Here is an 18,826-nt window from a genome sequence, read left to right as displayed (position 1 = left end):
GCTCACTCACTCCAGCGAGCGTCCGCCAGCGTCCGCTGAACCACGTCGTTGCCGACCGCCTCGCCAAGCGTCTCGAACCCCGCACGCTCGGCCCGGTCATCCGCGTTCGCTACCAACCGCGAGACGATGAACTCCGGCGTCGACCGGCCCACCGTATCGAACCGCGGCTGGTAATCCACGAGTAACTCGAGTTCCGGGCTCAGTCCCTCGGCGAAAATACCATCCACGCGAGCCTCGGGCGGCAGCGGCTCCAGGTCGTCTGCGAGGTGCGTGACGAAGACGCCGAGCGCGTCGCGCTCGACCGTCAGCGTCACAAGGCCGTGCAGGAGGTCAGCCGCACTTCCCGGCTCCGTTATCGCCTCGAACTCGTCGACCAGCATTAGCGTCCGACCATCCGAGGACAGCGGTGGGACGACCGAGCGCAGGGTGGACTCGAGTACTCCCGCGTTGAAACTGGCGTGGCGGCGGTGGAACACGAGCGAGTCGACGGGCGTCACCTCGGCGCGCTCGGCGGGGACGGGCAGTCCCATCGAAGCGAGCAGGACGACCTGGCAACACGTTTCGAGCAGCGTGGTTTTCCCGCCGCTGTTCGCGCCGGTGAGGACGGAGACGCGTTCCCGTCCGGGAAGTGCGTTTGCGCTGGAGCCGTCGTCGCCGTCGGTATCGGTGCCGACGCCGGTCTCGGTGGCGATGCTGGTACCAGTGCCAACGCCAGTACCAATCCCGCTTCGACCGGAAATCGCATCCGCCTCAGTGAGCCCATGCTCACCCAGCGCGTAGGTGATCGGCTGGACCTGATCGCCACCCTCGCCCCGGCCACCATCGCGCTGGTCGACATTCGAGTCGGTCGCCGGCGAGGCGAGCGTCAGATTTCGCGCGTTGACGACCGACACTGCGGCCGACTCGCCCTCGACGAACGTCGGACGAGTACAGTCGTACGCGAGCGCGAAGCGCGCGAGCGAGAGGTGCAACGCGATGTCGTCGACCGCCGCGACCGCCTGGTCGATGGCGTCGCGAGCGTCCTCGAGTTCTGCCTGCAACTCCCCAGCGACCTGCTCTTCGCGTTCGTCGATCGCCGCCGTGAGATCGCCGCGCAAGGTCCGAAGCGTACTCCCCACGAAATCCGTCGCGTCGGTCGCGTCCGTCGGCATCGCCTCGCGAACCTGGTCGACCGTCACCGCCGTCTCCGAGAGCAGGTGGTCCTCGAACGCCTCGCGGAACTGGCTCACGTCGCGGACGCCGTCGTCTCGCAGTTCCTCGATCAACTCGAGTGCGTTGGCGTCCATGTCTTCGACGGTGCCGAGTGCGTCGCGCAGGCGGTCGAGTTCGTCGTCGGCACCGCGGACGAGTCGACCCTGCCCGCCGTCGTCTGCGAACGCGGAGAGTGCATCGGCGGCGGTTGTGAGCGTGTCGCGCTCGAGTTCGGCGACAGTTTCGAACGGACCGGAGTCGACCCCGGCCTCAAGCAGGGCGAGCGCGGTTTCGACGGCAGCGCGTTCGCTCTCGTCGCGCTCGTCGTAGCGCTCGTAGGCTGCGAGGACGGCCTCGCGGTCTGCCTTCTCGAGTGTCGCCCAGGCGTCGCGGGCCGCGAGCACGTCGTCGAGGCGAGATTCCATCTCCTCGCGGCTGGTGAGCGGCGTGAGGACGCGGATTCGGTCGGCCGCGCGCTGCGTGACGGCGTGTTCGACCGCCAGATCGAGCAGGTCCTTGTACGCCGCGCGGGCGTCGCTCGTCGCCAGCATGTCGATTCCGTCGCCGCCGGTCGCCCGTCGCAAGATACGTGTTGCGCGCCCGCGAGCGAGGCCGGCAGTCGCGAGTTCGCGAACGTCGCCGCTCTCGATCGCCTGGATCGCGCGTTCCCGTCCCAGCTCCGACACAAGTGTCTCCCTCGTCTTCGGGCCGACGCCCCAGTACTCCTCGAGTCGCATTGTATACGCACCGCATTCGAGTCAGTACGCTTGAATACTGTGTCATCTGTCGGACAACGGGCGAGACCGACAGCACAGCCAAACGCGTACGCAATCGGCTGAGCGTATCTTTAAGCAGCTACCACCAGCAAGACCACATCATGGCGAACAAGCGTCACGAACGGCAGTACTCCGGCTGGGACGAGGCGGGTGCCAGCGACGGAATGGTTCGACAGTACGACACCACCCGAATGCGCTGGGTCGAACTCGACCTCGAAGACGTGCCGGATCGCGTAATCGCGCGACACCGCGGAGCGGACGGGTCAGCAGAAGCAGACGGATCGCCGGAAACAGGCAACTCGTCGGAAACAGGCAACTCGTCGAAGACTCCATCGAAACCAAATCGAGGATCCGACCCGGCTGCACAGACTGCTACGATCGTCGATGTAGAACTCGTACTCGAGTCCACCCAGACGAAACACGCCGTCGAGTCGTTCGTCGTCACTGTCGAAAATCGTGGTACTGCGCCGCTGACGGTCGACCGCGCGGGACTCGCGTTCGACGACGAGCCAGAAAAGGGCGCGCCGATCGAGGCGGTGGCACTCGAGTCGGGCGAGACGGCGACAGTCGACGTCGCGTGGAGCTGGATTCATCGGGACCAGGACGTGCTGACGGTCGAACTTCGGTCGGGTAGTGAGTCGGTTGCGACGACAACGGTCACCCTCGACGAATACAGATAGCGACCCCGATCGCCGATAGTATACACAAATGTGTATAATACTGTCCAATGAACCGTCTCTGGAGCGCACAAACACGGGGATTTTTATCCGGGCAGGCTCCTATGGACGACCATGACTGATGGGCGGGGCGAAACTCCCCGGCGAACAGGAATGACCGAAAAGTGCGGCGTCGTCGGCGTCTCACTGGATGGTCGAGACGCGGCACGACCGTTGTACTACGCGCTCTACGCACTCCAGCACCGCGGCCAGGAGTCCGCCGGGATCGTCACGCACGACGGCTTCCAGCAACACAGCCACGTAGACATGGGCCTCGTCGGGGACGTCTTCGGCGAGGGCGACCTCAACCCACTCGCCGGATCGGCCGGGATCGGTCACGTCCGCTATCCGACCGCCGGCTCCGTCGACACCTCGTGTGCACAGCCCTTTTCCGTCTCGTTCAAGAGCGGCTCGCTCGGCCTGTCTCACAACGGGAACCTCGTCAACGCCGACGAGATCCGGGACGAACTCGCCGCCGTCGGCCACGCGTTCACGAGCGACGGCGACACCGAGGTTATCGCCCACGACCTTGCACGCAACCTTCTGGAAGAGGACCTCGTGCGTGCCGTCAAACGTACGATGGGCCGGGTACACGGCTCCTACGCGTTAACGATCAGCCACGACGACACCGTCCTCGGCGTCCGCGACCCGCAGGGCAATCGCCCGCTCTGTATCGGGGAACTCGAGGACGGCTACATACTCGCCTCCGAGTCGGCTGCGATCGACACGCTCGACGGCGAACTCGTCCGCGACGTTCGGCCGGGCGAACTCGTCGTTCTCCAGGAAGACGGCGACGGCTTCGACTCCTACCAGCTCGTCGAGGAGGACAACACCGCCCACTGCTTCTTCGAGCACGTCTACTTCGCGCGACCGGACAGTATCATCGACGAAACGCTCGTCTACGAGGCTCGGCGAAACCTGGGCCGCAAGCTCTGGGAGGAAAGCGGCGTCGAGACGGACGTCGTCATGCCGGTGCCGGACTCCGGACGCGCCTTTGCGTCCGGCTACGCCGACGCGGCAACCGAGACAACCGCTGACGGCGAGACTCGGGACGAAGCGGACGACGGCGTCGAGTTTGCCGAGGGGTTGATGAAAAACCGCTACGTCGGCCGGACGTTCATCATGCCAACGCAAGACGAACGCGAGCGCGCCGTCCGGCTGAAGCTCAACCCGATCAAGTCGACGATCGAGGGGAGAACCGTCACCGTCATCGACGACTCGATCGTCCGTGGGACGACCTCGACCCAACTCGTCCAGCTCCTGAAAGACTGCGGCGCGACAGAAGTCCACGTCCGGATTGGCGCTCCGGAAATCGTCGCACCGTGTTACATGGGGATCGACATGGCTACTCGCGAGGAACTGATCGCCTCGGGCAAGTCAATCGACGAGATTCGAGACGCGATTAGCGCCGATAGTCTTGCGTACCTCTCGACGGATGCCGTCGCCGACGTGCTCGGTAAAGAGCGCCTCGATCTCTGTCTGGGCTGTGTTACCGGCGAGTATCCCTACGATATCGAGGGCGAGGAGACCGATCGCAACGTAGAGCGACCGCAACTCACCAGTCGACAGCTGTCGGCTAACGACTAGTCGTTAGTCGCTCCCGGCATCGATTGTCGTCGCCCGAACGTGACAGCCAACAAAACGCTGCGCTAATTTTAACATAGAGACGCGTGAACACCCCACTATGGACCTGAACGAATTCCTCGAGGGGCATAACCTGACCGGGCGACAGGCAGCGATTATCTTCTTTACGTTCCTGTTGCTGATTATCATCGCGGGGATCTTTCTGATCACATTCAGTGACTTCTTCCAGGAGCTAATCTCGTGATGACGCCAGACCGACCGCGACAGTGATCGGTGATCGGTAATCGGTGATCAATGGGATCAGGGCTCATCACCGCTTCGGCTCCCCCTCCCCCGACGTTAAAACACAGCTCGTTGTCACCAGCCCTCTCTCTTTCTCTCCCCGTTTCGACTGCCGACAAGGACGCCGAACCAGTACTGTCCCTCAATAGAGCACGTGTCCGAGCACATACACCACGATTCCCAGCGAGAACGAGATCAGCCAGAGGCTCGCCGCAACCCGGCCCACGCGGGCGTGGCTCGTTTGCCGAAGTTCAGAAATCGGGCGAGACACCGCTAACAGCAGCGCGTAGTACACAAGCGGGATACAGACGACCGCGAGGAAGATGTGAATCGCCAGGATGGGCAGATAGACGGTGAGGTACACTGTCTCGGGACCGGGGAACGGATCCGGGCCACCCGTCGCGATCAGTCGGTAGAGATAGAAGACCAAAAACGCTCCGAACAGGCCGAACGAGGCGAGCATTGCCCGTCGATGTGCGACAACGTCACCACGGCGGATCGCTCGCCATCCGACTACGATCGTCACGATCGCCGTTGCGCTGATCGCAACGTTGAGATGCGGAATGGACTCGAGTATCCACTCGGGCGCGGCGGGGACGGCTGATTGGGGGACGCGACCACCGGCAGCGGCGAAGACGATGATGAGCGAGACGACGCTCAGGATGGCGGTCAGGGGGGTGACGCGTTTGCGAGGGACGTATTCCATGGTCTATGTGAGAGTGTTAGAGGGAACGAGGAAGTGCGTATCGACTTTGGTGTGGCGGGCAGCGGTGCAGCGGTGCAGCGGTGCAGCGGTGCAGCGGTGCTCTCGAGTGAGAGTAGGTGTTGTGGTGTTCCGGGCCAGAACGCTACACTGTCGCTCTTTGGTGTAGGTTTCTGAAAGGATTATGCGTGGGTGATGACCGCGAAGGGAAATCACCTGCATCGTTTTGCTTGGCGGTGAAACCACCTTGCGTTTCGCGGTACGATGTACCGCGCATGCGATGCGTGGGACCGGATTCGAACTACCGTCGTTTCGCTCCGCGCCACGCGTCGCTCCACGACGACATTCGCGATCGGCAGGGCCGATCGCTCATCGGCGGACCCGTTCGGGACAGCGCCCTCACGGGTCGGGAAAGCCGTCGCTTCTTGGTGTAGTTTCCTGAAAGGATTATGCGTGGGTGATGTCCGCGAAGGGAAATCACCTGCATCGTTTTGCTTGGCGGTGAAACCACCTTGCGTTTCGCGGTACGATGTACCGCGCATGCGATGCGTGGGACCGGATTCGAACCGGCGGACCCCTACGGGACAGCGCCCTCAACGCTGCGCCGTTGGCCTGGCTTGGCTACCCACGCTCGCGGTTTCGTTCTTTGTCTGCACTCAATCGTATCCAGTGTGGTTATAAAAGCCCTTTCCTTTGTGCTTGCGTCTGCGGCGGGGTCACACGGGACCGATTGGAACGGAGATTTCAAATGGCGCAATTGCCAAAGCATACCATGGCTAAATACTCGACCGGTTCGTCCGGCGGCGGTGGCGGGACGAACTGCGAACTCTGTGGTGCCGAAAGCGACTCCCTGCGGCTAGCGTCAGTCGCCGGCGCAGAACTCGAGGTCTGCCCCGACTGTGCGCCCCACGACGATACCCAGCAAACGTCGAGTCGCCGACGCTCCTCGCAGGATTCGGGCGGCTCGCGCTCGCAGGACGAACCGAGCCGCAAGAAAAAGGCCGCCCAGAACGTCGCGAAGGCAAACCCCGTCTGGGACGGCGACTCCGAGCACTGGGAAAAGGACGGCACGAACTACGACGACGACCCGCTACCGTACCTCGTTTCGGACTACGGTGACAAACTCACCGAGGCCCGCCAGGAAGCCGGCCTCCAGCGCTCCGAACTCGCCGAGGAACTCGATGTTCCCGAAAAAGACCTCCTCGCGGTCGAACAGGCCCGTGCAACGCAGGCCGGCATCGGCGGCGGACTGATCGATGCACTCGAGGAGCACCTCGATATCGAACTGGCCGAGTGAGAGACCGAAAACGATCGGGAGTAACCGAGACTGAACAGGGTAACACCCGCGATCGGCGAGCAGCTTTTTAGTGCCGGGCGACGGAGTGAGACCGATGAGTGGGCAACGGGCGGCAGCGGAGCCGTACGCCACGCGGTTCGAGACCGAAGTGACAGCGATCGACGGCCGACGAATCTGGCTCGAGACGAGCTACTTCTACGGCGAGAGCGGCGGCCAACCGGCCGACCGCGGGACGATCGACGGGGCCGCAGTCGAGGATGTCCAACTCGCGGACGGCAAGCAGGTCCACGTCATGGCCGAGGAGCCAACGTTCCGAACTGGCCAGCGCGTCCTCTGCTCGATCGACTGGGCGTTCCGGATGTACTGCATGCGCGCACACACTGCCAGCCACGTACTCTACGGAGCCGGCCGCCGGCTCCTCGACGACCTCGGCTACGGCGGCTTCGACATCGGCGAGGAGAAGGTCCGCGTCGACCTCGAGACGACCAGTGACCTCGACGACGAGACGCTGCTCGAACTCGACTCGCTCGTGAACAAAGCCGTCTGGGAGTCCCGACCCGTCTCCTGGGATGACATCCCGGTTGCCGACGCACGCGAGCGCGAGGATATCGCGTTCAACGAGGCCACCGAGGACGGCGCGTTCCAGAAGGGGCGCGTCCGCATCGTCACGATCGGTGGCGCGGACGAGAACGGCGGCAACGGTACACGCGCGCGGAACAGATCTTCTAGCGGGCCGACCGTGACCACGAGCACCGACGGCTCAGCCGAACCGTGGGATGTCGCCGCCTGCGGTGGCACACACGTCCGTAACACGCGCGAAATCGGCCCCGTCACAGTCCTCGGACGATCGAACCCCGGCGAAGGCATGACGCGCGTCGAGTTCAGCGTCGGCCCGACGGCTATCGACCGCCGCCGTGAGGAGAAAGCCACCGCGCTCACCGCGCGTCAGGAACTCGGCGTTCCCCTCGAGGAGGTCGGCGACGAACTGACTCGCCTGCAGGACGAACGCGACAACCTCTCCGCCGAGATACAAACACTCCAGCGCGACCTGGTCGACCAGCAACTCGAGTCCGCCGACTCGTTCGAACGGGACGGACTCGAGTGGCTGGCCGTCGCGGTCGGAGGAGAAGACGGAGGCGGCGGCGAGAGCGCAGGTGTCGACGCGAACGATGCGGGCGAAATCGCGCGCGAAGCTGCGGGAGAGCGTGCGGACGTCGTCGTCATCGCGGGTGCGGCTGGCTCACCGTATGCGGTTGCAAGCGTAGCCGAAGACGCACAGGAGACGATGTCGGCTGGCTCGGTGATCGACGCTCTTACGGCTGAGTTCGGCGGTGGTGGCGGCGGCTCGGATGCGCTCGCACAGGCCGGTGGCTTCGCCGAGTTGCCAGACGAGGACGAGATTCGGGACGTACTCGAGTCGGTCGAGTTCCAGTAGGGTTTTGGCTGAGACTTCGGTTTTGGTTGGGCTACGTTTGTGTTGCCACTCAGATCTGGGTCGGGATTCGGATTCGGAGTCGGAGTCGGAGTCGTGATCTCCGAGACGACTGTGTCAACGAGCCGAGCGCTTTGCCCCCCAGCATTATGCCCGTCATCAGTGTACTCGCCCCGATGGGAATCGATTACTCACAGCTTCGTGATCCGAACGCTGAGTACACGATGCGGGAGCTCTCTGCGGAGACGATGGGCCTCACACGCGAGCGTGGCGGCGATCGGGATCTCGAGATCACCGACGTACAGACGACGATGGTCGACGGCAACTTCCCGTGGACGCTCGTCCGGGTCTACACCGACGCGGGCATCGTCGGCACTGGCGAGGCCTACTGGGGCGCGGGCGCGCCGGAACTCATCGAACGTATGGCACCCTTCCTCCGTGGCGAAAATCCGCTGGATATCGACCGGCTCACCGAACACCTCGTCCAGAAGATGTCCGGTGAGGGCTCGATTGGTGGTGTCACGGTGACGGCGATTTCGGGAATCGAAATCGCGCTGCACGATCTGGCCGGCAAAGTGCTCGACGTGCCCGCCTACCAGCTGCTGGGTGGGAAGTATCGGGACGAGATCCGCGTCTACTGCGACTGCCACACCGAAGAAGAAGCTGATCCGATCGCCTGCGCGGACGAAGCCGAGCGCGTCGTGGACGAACTGGGGTACGACGCCCTCAAATTCGACCTCGACGTCCCCTCGGGCCACGAGAAGGATCGCGCGAACCGCCACCTTCGCGAACCCGAAATCGAGCACAAGGCCAGCATCGTCGAGGCCGTCACCGACCGCGTCGGCTCGCGGGCCGATGTCGCCTTCGATTGTCACTGGACCTTCTCCGGCGGCAGCGCAAAACGACTCGCCAGGCGACTCGAGGAGTACGACATCTGGTGGCTCGAGGATCCCGTCCCGCCGGAGAACCACGACGTGCAGCGCGAGATTTCCCACCAGACATCGACACCGATCGCCGCCGGCGAGAACGTCTATCGGACCCACGGCCAACGGAGGCTCATCGAGGAACAGGCCGTCGACATCATCGCCCCCGACATGCCGAAAGTTGGGGGGATGCGCGAGACACAGAAGATCGCCGACCTCGCGGACCTCTACTACATGCCCGTCGCCATGCACAACGTCGCCTCTCCCGTTGCGACGATGGGCGGCGTCCACGTCGCTGCCTCAATCTCGAACTCGCTGGCACTCGAGTACCATTCCTACGAACTCGGCTGGTGGGAAGACCTGGTCGAGGAGGACGTGATCGAGGATGGCTACATCGGGGTGCCGGAGGAGCCAGGACTGGGCGTCACACTGGATATGGACGCCGTTGCGGAGCACATGATCGACGGCGAAGAACTCTTTGACGAGGCGTGATGTAATAGTACACCATAACTATACAGCCGCTGTGCGTATTGGCGGTATGGCTCGCGAAAATACCGACAGACTCGAAAGCGGCAACGGCTCTCACCATCCCGGTCCGCCGCGCTTCGTCACCGTCGGCGAGGGACTGGTCAACCCGAACGGGCACGAGATGGAGACGCGCGACGAACTCGCACCGTGGAATCTCGACCGCAATCCTGACGGCGACTATGCCTGGCACGTCGCAGACGCACCCGAGGGTTCGACTGCCACTCCCACCGACGCGCCAATCGCGGAGTTCGTCCCCGACGTTCCCGGCGAGTACACCCTCGTCCTCGAGGCTCCCGACGGCGAGCACGAACTCACGGTTCGTGCGTTTCCACAGCAGGCGGACGAGGGCAGGGATGAACAGCTGCGTCCGCAGGTCCGACTCGAGACGACTGTGGACACGGAGCAGGATCGGGAACAGGGTCAGAATCAAAATCAGAATCAGGACCCGGATCGAATACAGTTTGACGCGACGGCGAATCTGGCGGGCAGCGACGCGACAGCGGACGACGATGACGAAACCCAAACCGACCTGACCGTCGAATACTACGTCGACGATCGGAGCGCACTCGAGTTGGACGACCGGAACGGGATTCGCATTGCTGAACTCGAGGGGCTCGAGTACCCCGTCTGCGTCTACGCGGTTGCGGTCACCGACGACGGACGGTATTCGATTCCTGACGCAGTGAAACTCGATTCAGCAGCCGACGCTGACGGTGTCCAACTCGAGCGTCCCTTCGAACCCCCCACCTGGGTCGAGGACGCCATCATCTACGAAATTTTCACGCGTCGGTTCCCGGACCAGGACGACCCGACCTTCGAGACGATCGCGGATCGAGTTGATCATCTCGCCGACCTCGGTATCGACGTGCTCTGGCTCACACCGATGCTCGAGACGGACCGTGGCTTTGGCACGCCGGACAGCCAGGGTGGGCCGCACGGCTATCACACGGACGACTACCTCCAGGTCGACCCGGATCTGGGCTCGATAGCTGATTTCGAGGCCCTGGTCGAGACCTGCCACGACCACGACATCCGAGTCGTCTTCGACCTGGTGATCAACCACACCGGGGATACGCATCCGTTCTACGAGGCCGCCGTCGACGATTCCCATCCAGAGCACGAGCGCTACCGCGACTGGTACCGCTGGGAGAGTTTCGACGAGCGAGACGCAGACACCTACTTCGGCTGGGAGGGCATCCCGAACCTCGATCACAGCAACCCAGCCGTGCGCGCGTACCTACTTGAGGTGATCGACTTCTGGGCTCCGCTGGTCGATGGCTTCCGCACGGACGTCGCCTGGGGCGTCCCACTTGGCTTCTGGACGGAAGTTTCCGACCGACTGCGCCGGTACGACGCGGAGTTCTTCCTGCTCGATGAAACCATCCCCTCGGACGTCGAGATGGGCGGCGGCCGGTTCCACATGCACCACGACGACGTGCTGCACGATACACTCGAGTCGGTTGCCGCGGCGGCTGTGTCTCGAGATGCGGGCGACGACGCTGATCGGGTTGAGGGAAGGGGGCGAGGAGAAGGGGAAGACGACGAAGCGGAAGACGAAGAAGCAGAAACAGAAAACAACGACACAGACACCGAAGACGCCGTCGCAGACACCTTCTCCGACATGTCCGTCGACGCCAGCGACGGCGCTCGCGCTATCCTCGACGCTGTCGCGGAACGAGCACGCCGCGGTGCACACCCCGACTCGGAGTGGCTCCTCTACGTCGAAAACCACGACACCGACCGCTTCCTCACCGAACACGGCCGCGACGCACAGCGGGCCGCTGCCGCTGCCACCTTCACACTCCCCGGCTCGCCGATGCTCTACTACGGCCAGGAAACCGGTCTTACCGAGCGCCGCGAACCCATGAACTGGGGGTCGTTCGAGACGGAGGTACTCGAGTACTACCACCAACTCATCGACCTGCGTCAGTCGGTACCGGCGCTCCAGCGCGCGGCGGCACTCGAGCGGGTGGCCTACGAGACGCCGACGAAGCATGCAGTCGTGTACGCGCGTGACGCATCGACGGCGGATCGGGCGGTGCAGGCGGATCAAGCGGACACCGAGGACGGACCACAACGTGTTCTCGTCGTCCTCAATTTCAGCCCGGAACCGACGACAGTGCGAGTGAGCGAGCGCGTTTCGGGCCAAGATCTGCTCTCCGGTGCACAGGTCGTCAGCGAGAGCGACGGGGGCGACCCTGAGTGGGATCGGGCGGTGACTGTCGATTCGGCGGTGGTACTCGAGTCCACGGGATCGAGTATGGAGTAGCGCTGCTGTTGAATCGCTGGTTCTTGGCGTCTCTGTTTTGTCGTGTGGTCCGCTGAAAAGCAAACGGAGCGGCGGGCCGCAGCCGTTACCCTTCCATCCCGCCAAACGAGAGTCCGCTCTCGACGTAGCTCTGGGCGAAGAAGTAGATCAGCGCCACGGGCATCGCAAACAGGATCGCGAACGCCGAGAACTGGGTCCACGGTGTGTCGTACTGGCCGGACGTCGCGAGCGCGTAGAGTTCGACCGAGAGCGTGTAGTTCTCGGGTCGAAGCAGTGTCTGGGCGACGATGAACTCGTTCCAGCCCGCGAGGAAGGTAAACACCAGGACGACGGCGATACCGGGCTTCGAGAGTGGGAGGATCACTTCGCGGATGACCTGCCAGCGGCTCGCGCCGTCGATGACGGCGGCCTCCTCGTAAGAGATCGGAATGTTGTCCATGAACGTCTTGAGCAGCCAGGTGTTGAACGGAATCGCACCCGCAGCGTAGAACAGCCCGAGCACAAGCAGGTTGTTGCTCAGGCCGAAGTTGACGAACAGCACGTAGAGTGCGATGAGCGTCGCGATCGACAGTCCGGCACCGACCTGCGTAAACAGGACGTAGCCGTAGAGAATCTTCTTTCGACCGCGGAACTCGTGGCGTGAGAGTGCGTACGCGCCTGGGATGACGACCGACATCGAGACCGAGACGGTCACGAAGACGACGATCAGGCTGTTGAGCAGCGCACTCGGGAAGGCGGATTCGAACAGCACCCAGCGGTAGGCATCCAGATTGTACGTCGATGGATCCGCGAAGACGCCGTCGGTGCTCATCAGCCCCGCGCCCTCGGAGAGCGAGGCCGCGAAGATCCAGTAGATCGGGAACATGAGCACGACGAGGACCGCAATCGCGCCAACGGTACTGGCGACCGTCTTGGCGAGATCCCAGACGCTTCGCTTCCCGGTGCGAACCTGTTCGAAGGTGAGTCTGGCCGTTCTGGCGGCCCGCATCGGCCAGGCCACCTTCTCGTGTGCCCAGGTGGTGAGCACGCCGATGACGTTCGCGAGGATGGCAACGACCGCGATCATGCGCTATCCACCCCCTCGGCGAGGTTGCCTTTTCTGACGGCGAGCCACATGAACAGGCCGATAAATGCGATTGCTGTGACCATGATTGCGGATGCGTAGGCGTACTGATTGAGTTCGATCGCCTCGCGATAGCCGTAGACGATGAGCAACTCGTTCTGGCGCGAGGGACCACCCGCGTTGAAGATCCACGGAATGAGGAACTGCTGGAACGAGGTTGCAGCAGTCAGGATCGACGCGAACATGACCGGCCGCTTGACCGCCGGCAGCGTCACGTGGATAAAGCGGTGGAAGTAGCCCGCGCCGTCGACTTTGGCAGCGTCGTGCAGTTCCATCGGGACGTCCTGCAGCGCGCTCACGATGATGATCACCATGAACGGATACGCCAACCAGACCTCCGTCGTCACGTACGCCATAAACGCACTCCACCGACCGCTCAGCCAGCTCACTGGCAGGTCAACGAGCAGGAACTCGGGTACTGAAACGGCAACGAAAAACAGCGCTTGATCGACCATGCCGGCGAGCGTGGAGACAGCGCTGTTGTACGTCGCTAATAGCTCGTTGAACGGACCGAATCGGGCACCGCTGAACATCCCGCGCCAGACCGTGATAATGAAAATCGCCGGCAGCCCCATCGGGATGATGACGATCGCTCGCATGTACCGCTTTCCGACGACGCGAGCGTGCGTGAGCAACATCGCGAGGCCGAGTCCGACGATAATCTTGATGACCAGACTCACCGCCAGGAACAGCCAGGTTATCCCGAAGGAGGTCCAGAACTGACTATCTGTGAAGAGGTCGACGTAGTTGTCGAACCCGACGAAGTTCGTGTCGCCGCCGATAATCGTCCCTGCGTGGGTCGCGTCGGTCATCGAGAGATAGACCAGGAACGCGATCGGAAACAGCATGAACGACAGGAACAACACGACGCCGGGTGCAACGAGCAAGAGCCCGAACAGGTTGAGATTACGCGTCTCGAACGGGAGCAGCCGCTGGCCCTCCGACGAAACGCGATCGAGGAATGACGTAGACATGACGTGAAGGTGCTAACTGAAACTGGGTGGCAGTCGCTTACGCTTAGTCCCAGCGTCCGCGAATCTCTTCGGCTGCCGCTTCCATCGCCTCGGCCGGTTCTTCGCTCTCGTTGAACACGCGCTCGAGTGCCTCCTCGAGTGGCGTGAAGACGAGGTCCATTCGCGGGTCGGCCGGCATCGGCGTTCCCATCTCGACGGTTTCGATGAAGGTCTCGACGTCCTCACCCAGGTCGTCGCTCTCTGCGTACTCCTGATGGACTGGAATCAGGCCGTGCCGTTCGGCGTTGTCGACGATGACGTCCTCGTTCGTCGTGTACCACTCGGCGAAGTCCATGATCGTCTCGAACGTGGTCTCGTCTGCGTCCTCGAGTGCGGCAGTGAAGTACCAGACCTGAATGCCGGTGTACGGCGTCGGCGATCCGCCGTCGACGTCCGGCAGCGGTGCGAGCGTCGCGTCGACGCCAGCATCCCGGAAGCCGCCGACCTGCCACGGACCGTTGATCGCGAACGGTGCGTTGCCGTCGTTGAACGGTGCCATCTGGGACCCGTACTCTGGGTCTTCAGGAACGTACTCCCAGAGGTTGTCCTGGAGTAGTTCGAGGCCCTCGATGAACTCGTCGTCTTCGATGCCGAGTTCGCCGGTATCCTCGTGGAAGATTCGGCCGCCGAAGGCGTGGAGATAGCCGCTGACGAAGTACGGATCGACCGGTGGGTACGAGAGGCCGTACTGGCCGTTGGACGGGTCGTGGTGGTCGTCCATGATGTCGACCATCTCCTCGAGCGTCTCTGGTGGCTCGTCGACAAGATCTGGATTGTACATTAGCGTCACCGTCTCGGACGCGTACGGGACGCCGTAGGTGTGCCCCTCCCACTGGACTGCGTCGACAGCGTCAGCGGTGAACTCGCTCTCAAGGTCGAGCGAGAGGTCGCCACTGGCATCGTAGCCGAACTCCTGGTCGTGGTAGCGCCCGAGCCAGTCGTGCGCCCATGCGAACGTTCCAGGACCGTCACCGGCTGGAATCGCCGTCTCGAGCTGGTCTTCCATATCGGCGATGTTATCCGCGTTGAGTTCGTCGTCACGACCCTCGTTGAACACTTCGAGGTGCTCTTCGAGCGTCTCCTCTTCAGCGTCTTCGAACTCGTTCCAGAGCGTGGTACCGCGGTCATCGTCACCGAGACATCCTGCGACTGTCAGCGTTGCGGCTCCCCCGATCCCCGCGAGGAGTTGCCTGCGTTGCAGTGGCATGGTGGAAACAGTGATGAATTATATCTTCATATATTTAATTGTTAGGATCCGGTACTCTGGGCTGTCGACCGCCAGCGAAGCGCACGCGGCCGTTCTTCGCGCGGGTGCCGGCTATGGCTTCAGCAACGGACACGGATGAACACACCGACTCGGCACGACTGACAGCCAGCCAGATTATAATTCGTGGTGTAATATTTCTTCTTTCGTCCTGATTTTTGGGAAAGGACTTTATGGCCGCTCACCGAACGAACACGGAAATGGCACGTGTCAGGGTCGAATCGCTCCGAAAGGAATACGACGTTGGAACGGTCGTCGCAGTCGACGATCTGAACCTCGAAATCGAGGACGGCGAGTTCGTTACCGTCGTCGGTCCTTCCGGCTGCGGAAAGACGACCACGCTCCGAATGCTGGCCGGACTCGAGGAGCCGACCAGTGGCCGGATCGAGATCGGCGACGAGGACGTTACCGACGTTCACGCCAAGAACCGGGACGTCGCGATGGTGTTCCAGAACTACGCGCTGTACCCGCACAAGACCGTTTTCGAGAACATGGAGTTCGGACTCCGAATGAGCACCGATCTCGACGCGAGCGAACGCGAACGACGCGTCGTCGAGACCGCCGAGATGATGGATATTTCGGAGCTACTCGAGGACAAGCCGGACGAACTGTCCGGTGGGCAGAAACAGCGCGTTGCACTCGGTCGCGCGATCGTCAGAGAGCCCGACCTGTTCCTGTTCGACGAGCCACTCAGTAACTTAGACGCCAAACTCCGGACGACCATGCGGGCCGAGATTCAGCGCCTGCAGGATGAACTCGGGATCACGGCGGTCTACGTCACACACGACCAGCACGAGGCGATGACGATGGGTGATCGAATCGTGATCCTGAACGACGGCGAACTGCAACAGCAGGGCGCGCCAACCGAGGTCTACGAGAACCCAACAAACCGCTTCGTCGGTGGCTTTATCGGCTCGCCGTCGATGAACTTCATCGATGTCACTGTCGATCAGGTAAGCGACGGCCTCCGACTGCGTGATACCGACGGCGACTTCTCGTTTACACTGTCCGCAGCGTACGCCACGGCGAACGACGCAGCGCTCGGCATGGATCGCTATACGCTCGGTATTCGGCCGGAGAACGTCTCCCTCGCAGACGGACAGCCCCAGAACGCGATTACGGCCGGCGTCGACGTCGTCGAACCGGTCGGCTCGGACAACTTCCTCCATCTCGACGTTGGCCCGGAATTCATCGCTCGTGTGCCGTCTGACGTCGATATCGAGTCCGGAGATCACATCTCGATCACGTTCGACGAATCGGATATCCACCTGTTCGACATGGACAGCGGTGCGGAGATTCTCGGTCACGACCAGGAGTCCCAGCCGGCAACGGCGCCGTAGCAGCGGACGGTTCGGCCAGCACGAAATCCGATTCTCGAAAAATCGTTTCGGAGCACCGCAGACTGCTATTTCTCGGCCTGTTTATTATCCCGCCAGCGACGCGCACACCCCACTAAAAAAGTGCCACAACTTCAGTCTCAGTCCTGAACCGGCGCGCGATCTGAGTCCACTACCGGCGCTGCTGTTCCTTCCTGCGCACCCGTCGCCAGCTCCGCCGCCGTTGCGAGCCGCAACGCGTGCGGCCAGCCCAGCGGCGTCGCACTGTCGGCCGTTCCGTCGTCGAAGAACTGCTCGGGGAGATACTCCCCGTCGCGACGGAGTTTCCCACCGGGCGCAACGAGCGCGAGCAATTCACGCGCTCGCTCGTCGAAACGCGAGGCGGTCTCGTGGTCGTGTGCGGCGAGCAGCGATCCCATCTCGGCCGCGGCGTGTGCTCCCCACGCCGTCGTCACGGACCAGATCTTGGCGTCAGCCTGATCGTCGACACGCCACGGATCGTCCTCGAAGCGAGCGACGCCCTCGAGTGCCCCCTCGGGATCGCGGTAGAGCCCGTCGATGGTCGTCTCGATGTGTGTCACCAGTCGGTCGAGGCGATCGGCGTCGACCCCGACGCCGTCGCCGCCGTTCTCGCCAGTTCCGTCAGCGGCTGATTGCTCAGACTCGAGTACGTCGAACTCACGATGGGCTGCAGCGAGCGCGAAGGTGCTCCCGTCGAGGCGCTCGTCCAGTACTCCATCGTCGAGTCGGAGCGCGTAGCAGCCGCGGTCGGCGACCCAGAGGTCGTCGAGCGCGCTGTAGACGGTGCGAGCCCGTTCGCGTGCACGTTCGCGGTGCTCGTCCGCGATGGGAGCGCGAGCGATCGCCGCGTAGGCCTCGAGGAACGTCGCGGCGGTGTGAGTGAATCGCCCGGTCATGTTCTCCCAGGCGTTCTGGACGCGCTCCGGCAGGCCGTCGTCGGCGAGCGTCGCGTCGAGGCCGTCGAGTGCGGCGACGAGCGCCTCCCGGACCTGCTCGTCGTCGGCGTCGACGGTGCGAAGGTACGTCGCGAGATAGGCGGCGACGCTCGCAGTCTGGTCGGCCTGGTAGTCCGTCGAGTCAGCGGCCTCCTCGACGCGGCCGTGTGCCCAGCCGGGAGCGAGCCGTCCGTTTCGCGGCCAGACGCGGTGAGGCCAGGTGCCGTCTGCGAGCTGACTCGTGGTGTAGAAGTGTGCGCTCTGGCGGTGCCACTGTTCGAGCCCGAGTCCGGCGCGACGGTCGGCCGCGAGCAGGAAGCCGGCGATTTCGGCGTCGTCTCGGAACCACGTGTAGCCGTAGCCGCCCGAGTAGCGGTAGAACGGGTCGAACTCGGGACCGGCGATGCGCGCCCCGGTTGGCGCGCGAAGCAGGCGCAGCGTTCGCAAGTCGGCGATCGGATCGGCGATATCGACAGTCTCGCCGTCGTCTGCAGTCGCTCGAACGCCCTCGAACGCGGTTTCGGCCTGCGCTCGGGCTGCCTCGAGGAGTCCGTCACGAGTCGCGTGCTCCGCAGCGCCAGCGCGGGCGCGTTTGAGCGCACCAGTTCGGGACTCCTCGTCTGCCTCCGAATCGGCGAGCAACGTCGCCACCGTTGTCGAGGCGTCCGATTCCGAAAGGTCGACTTCGGCCAGCGTGATCGGGCTCAGTCGTGCCTCCTCGTACCGGCCATCGTCCTCGCCACGGGGGAGTTCCGTTGGTTCGGACTCGAGTAGCTCCGCAAATGTCGCGGGGATCTGGCCGGTGACCTCGATGTCGGTCGCGGCGGTCAGGAAGTCGTGTTCGCGGTCGTGGTGGACTTCGACGGCGTCACCGTGGAGCAACTGGCCGATGCGGCTGACGCGGTCTTCGGGGGCGAAGGCGACGCAGGCGTGGAGAGTCGCGTCCGGGTCGGTGTCGTCGTGCTCGTCGGTAGAGAGGGAGAAGTGGGTGAGGTGGAGGCGGCCGAGCGTGAGATCGTACTGCGTGAGCGTGTGGCCGGCGACCTCGTGTGCCGTCTCCACGAGCGCTGTGTCGTCGACGTAGCGCTGGTCGCCCGGTTTATCGAGCCAGTAGAGCGTGTCGTCGAGTTCGAGACCGAACCGGGAATGGTCGATACCGACCAGTCCCGAGAGCGGGTAGGAGTAGTCCCTGAGTGCACCGTTCGGTGCGACGTGGACGAGCCTGTCGTCGAAGCCGGAGAAGCGGCCCGTCGTCGACCGGCGCTCGCCGGGGAATCGGCGGTCGTCACCCCACGAGCGTTTCACGTCGTTCAGGGCGCTGTGAAGTTTCATCGTGACGAACGACTACGACCCCCACCGATTAAAGTTTGTTGTAAAATGTAATCTTACTTTTCGAACTGCCCGCCTGTGGGGCTCAATCGGCTTGCGAGCC

At 63.3% G+C, this 18,826-nt stretch carries 14 protein-coding genes and 1 tRNA gene; 8 read left to right on the top strand and 7 right to left on the bottom strand.

What is annotated here, in order from left to right; translation table 11 throughout:
* Positions 1-2: 2 nt before the first annotated feature.
* Positions 3-1,928 (bottom strand): MutS-related protein, encoded by a 1,926-nt coding sequence (locus tag NMAG_RS05565; RefSeq protein ID WP_004217041.1) that lies wholly within the window; start codon positions 1,926-1,928, stop codon positions 3-5.
* 140 nt (positions 1,929-2,068) lie between these two features.
* Here NMAG_RS05565 and NMAG_RS05560 point away from each other — a divergent pair, with 140 nt between their 5' ends.
* From NMAG_RS05560 to NMAG_RS21995, 3 genes are all read left to right on the top strand, one after another.
* A complete protein-coding gene (locus NMAG_RS05560) occupies positions 2,069-2,647 on the top strand; it encodes a hypothetical protein (protein WP_004217040.1) in 579 nt (192 codons plus the stop codon).
* A gap of 150 nt (positions 2,648-2,797) precedes the next feature.
* Positions 2,798-4,270, top strand: a complete 1,473-nt coding sequence (purF, locus tag NMAG_RS05555) for an amidophosphoribosyltransferase (protein ID WP_004217039.1) — start codon at positions 2,798-2,800, stop codon at positions 4,268-4,270.
* 97 nt (positions 4,271-4,367) lie between these two features.
* Positions 4,368-4,511 carry a hypothetical protein gene (locus NMAG_RS21995; protein ID WP_004217038.1) on the top strand — a complete coding sequence of 48 codons (144 nt, stop codon included), beginning with the start codon at positions 4,368-4,370 and terminating at the stop codon, positions 4,509-4,511.
* A 180-nt stretch (positions 4,512-4,691) separates the two neighbouring features.
* On the opposite strand, the gene NMAG_RS05550 is transcribed toward NMAG_RS21995, so the two are convergent.
* Entirely contained in the window at positions 4,692-5,255 is a 564-nt protein-coding gene (locus NMAG_RS05550; RefSeq protein ID WP_004217037.1) for a DUF420 domain-containing protein, read from the bottom strand.
* Positions 5,256-5,798: 543 nt separating this feature from the next.
* Positions 5,799-5,883, bottom strand: a tRNA-Leu gene (locus NMAG_RS05545).
* Between the two features lie 141 nt (positions 5,884-6,024).
* On the opposite strand from NMAG_RS05545, the gene NMAG_RS05540 reads away from it, so the two are divergent.
* The 4 genes from NMAG_RS05540 (at position 6,025) to NMAG_RS05525 (ending at position 11,701) form a co-directional block, all read left to right on the top strand.
* Positions 6,025-6,549 carry a helix-turn-helix domain-containing protein gene (locus NMAG_RS05540; protein WP_004217036.1) on the top strand — a complete coding sequence of 175 codons (525 nt, stop codon included), beginning with the start codon at positions 6,025-6,027 and terminating at the stop codon, positions 6,547-6,549.
* A 94-nt stretch (positions 6,550-6,643) separates the two neighbouring features.
* A complete protein-coding gene (locus tag NMAG_RS05535) occupies positions 6,644-7,984 on the top strand; it encodes an alanyl-tRNA editing protein (protein WP_004217035.1) in 1,341 nt (446 codons plus the stop codon).
* A 173-nt stretch (positions 7,985-8,157) separates the two neighbouring features.
* Positions 8,158-9,396 (top strand): mandelate racemase/muconate lactonizing enzyme family protein, encoded by a 1,239-nt coding sequence (locus tag NMAG_RS05530; protein WP_004217034.1) that lies wholly within the window; start codon positions 8,158-8,160, stop codon positions 9,394-9,396.
* A 46-nt stretch (positions 9,397-9,442) separates the two neighbouring features.
* A complete protein-coding gene (locus NMAG_RS05525) occupies positions 9,443-11,701 on the top strand; it encodes an alpha-amylase family glycosyl hydrolase (protein WP_004217033.1) in 2,259 nt (752 codons plus the stop codon).
* Between the two features lie 85 nt (positions 11,702-11,786).
* Here the strand turns inward: NMAG_RS05525 and NMAG_RS05520 are convergent, their stop codons facing one another.
* Genes NMAG_RS05520 through NMAG_RS05510 form a run of 3 tightly spaced genes read right to left on the bottom strand, consistent with a single transcriptional unit; the run spans position 11,787 to position 15,044 of the window.
* Positions 11,787-12,767 (bottom strand): sugar ABC transporter permease, encoded by a 981-nt coding sequence (locus NMAG_RS05520; RefSeq protein WP_004217031.1) that lies wholly within the window; start codon positions 12,765-12,767, stop codon positions 11,787-11,789.
* Positions 12,764-13,798, bottom strand: a complete 1,035-nt coding sequence (locus NMAG_RS05515; RefSeq protein ID WP_004217030.1) for a carbohydrate ABC transporter permease — start codon at positions 13,796-13,798, stop codon at positions 12,764-12,766. Before NMAG_RS05515 ends, NMAG_RS05520 begins: the two co-directional genes overlap by 4 nt.
* 43 nt (positions 13,799-13,841) lie before the next feature.
* Positions 13,842-15,044, bottom strand: a complete 1,203-nt coding sequence (locus NMAG_RS05510) for an extracellular solute-binding protein (RefSeq protein ID WP_004217029.1) — start codon at positions 15,042-15,044, stop codon at positions 13,842-13,844.
* Positions 15,045-15,301: 257 nt separating this feature from the next.
* Between NMAG_RS05510 and NMAG_RS05505 the strand changes: the two genes are divergently transcribed.
* The gene (locus tag NMAG_RS05505) at positions 15,302-16,441 is read left to right on the top strand and encodes an ABC transporter ATP-binding protein (protein WP_004217028.1); all 1,140 of its coding nucleotides are present in this window, start codon (positions 15,302-15,304) and stop codon (positions 16,439-16,441) included.
* Between the two features lie 137 nt (positions 16,442-16,578).
* On the opposite strand, the gene NMAG_RS05500 is transcribed toward NMAG_RS05505, so the two are convergent.
* The gene (locus NMAG_RS05500; protein ID WP_004217027.1) at positions 16,579-18,726 is read right to left on the bottom strand and encodes a hypothetical protein; all 2,148 of its coding nucleotides are present in this window, start codon (positions 18,724-18,726) and stop codon (positions 16,579-16,581) included.
* Positions 18,727-18,826: the final 100 nt, after the last annotated feature.

The organism is Natrialba magadii ATCC 43099, assembly GCF_000025625.1.
Lineage (GTDB): Archaea > Halobacteriota > Halobacteria > Halobacteriales > Natrialbaceae > Natrialba > Natrialba magadii.
Note: the sequence above shows the minus strand (reverse complement) of the source record. Positions and strands in the feature narration are given on the sequence as shown.

Excerpts from the sequence above, each read along its gene's own strand:
- NMAG_RS05535 (WP_004217035.1), top strand. The coding sequence starts at position 6,644 with ATGAGTGGGCAACGGGCGGCAGCGGAGCCGTACGCCACGCGGTTCGAG.
- NMAG_RS05510 (WP_004217029.1), bottom strand. The coding sequence starts at position 15,044 with ATGCCACTGCAACGCAGGCAACTCCTCGCGGGGATCGGGGGAGCCGCA.
- NMAG_RS05500 (WP_004217027.1), bottom strand. The coding sequence starts at position 18,726 with ATGAAACTTCACAGCGCCCTGAACGACGTGAAACGCTCGTGGGGTGAC.
- NMAG_RS05530 (WP_004217034.1), top strand. The coding sequence starts at position 8,158 with ATGGGAATCGATTACTCACAGCTTCGTGATCCGAACGCTGAGTACACG.
- NMAG_RS05515 (WP_004217030.1), bottom strand. The coding sequence starts at position 13,798 with ATGTCTACGTCATTCCTCGATCGCGTTTCGTCGGAGGGCCAGCGGCTG.
- NMAG_RS05505 (WP_004217028.1), top strand. The coding sequence starts at position 15,302 with ATGGCACGTGTCAGGGTCGAATCGCTCCGAAAGGAATACGACGTTGGA.
- purF (WP_004217039.1), top strand. The coding sequence starts at position 2,798 with ATGACCGAAAAGTGCGGCGTCGTCGGCGTCTCACTGGATGGTCGAGAC.
- NMAG_RS21995 (WP_004217038.1), top strand. The coding sequence starts at position 4,368 with ATGGACCTGAACGAATTCCTCGAGGGGCATAACCTGACCGGGCGACAG.
- NMAG_RS05525 (WP_004217033.1), top strand. The coding sequence starts at position 9,443 with ATGGCTCGCGAAAATACCGACAGACTCGAAAGCGGCAACGGCTCTCAC.
- NMAG_RS05550 (WP_004217037.1), bottom strand. The coding sequence starts at position 5,255 with ATGGAATACGTCCCTCGCAAACGCGTCACCCCCCTGACCGCCATCCTG.
- NMAG_RS05560 (WP_004217040.1), top strand. The coding sequence starts at position 2,069 with ATGGCGAACAAGCGTCACGAACGGCAGTACTCCGGCTGGGACGAGGCG.
- NMAG_RS05565 (WP_004217041.1), bottom strand. The coding sequence starts at position 1,928 with ATGCGACTCGAGGAGTACTGGGGCGTCGGCCCGAAGACGAGGGAGACA.
- NMAG_RS05540 (WP_004217036.1), top strand. The coding sequence starts at position 6,025 with ATGGCTAAATACTCGACCGGTTCGTCCGGCGGCGGTGGCGGGACGAAC.
- NMAG_RS05520 (WP_004217031.1), bottom strand. The coding sequence starts at position 12,767 with ATGATCGCGGTCGTTGCCATCCTCGCGAACGTCATCGGCGTGCTCACC.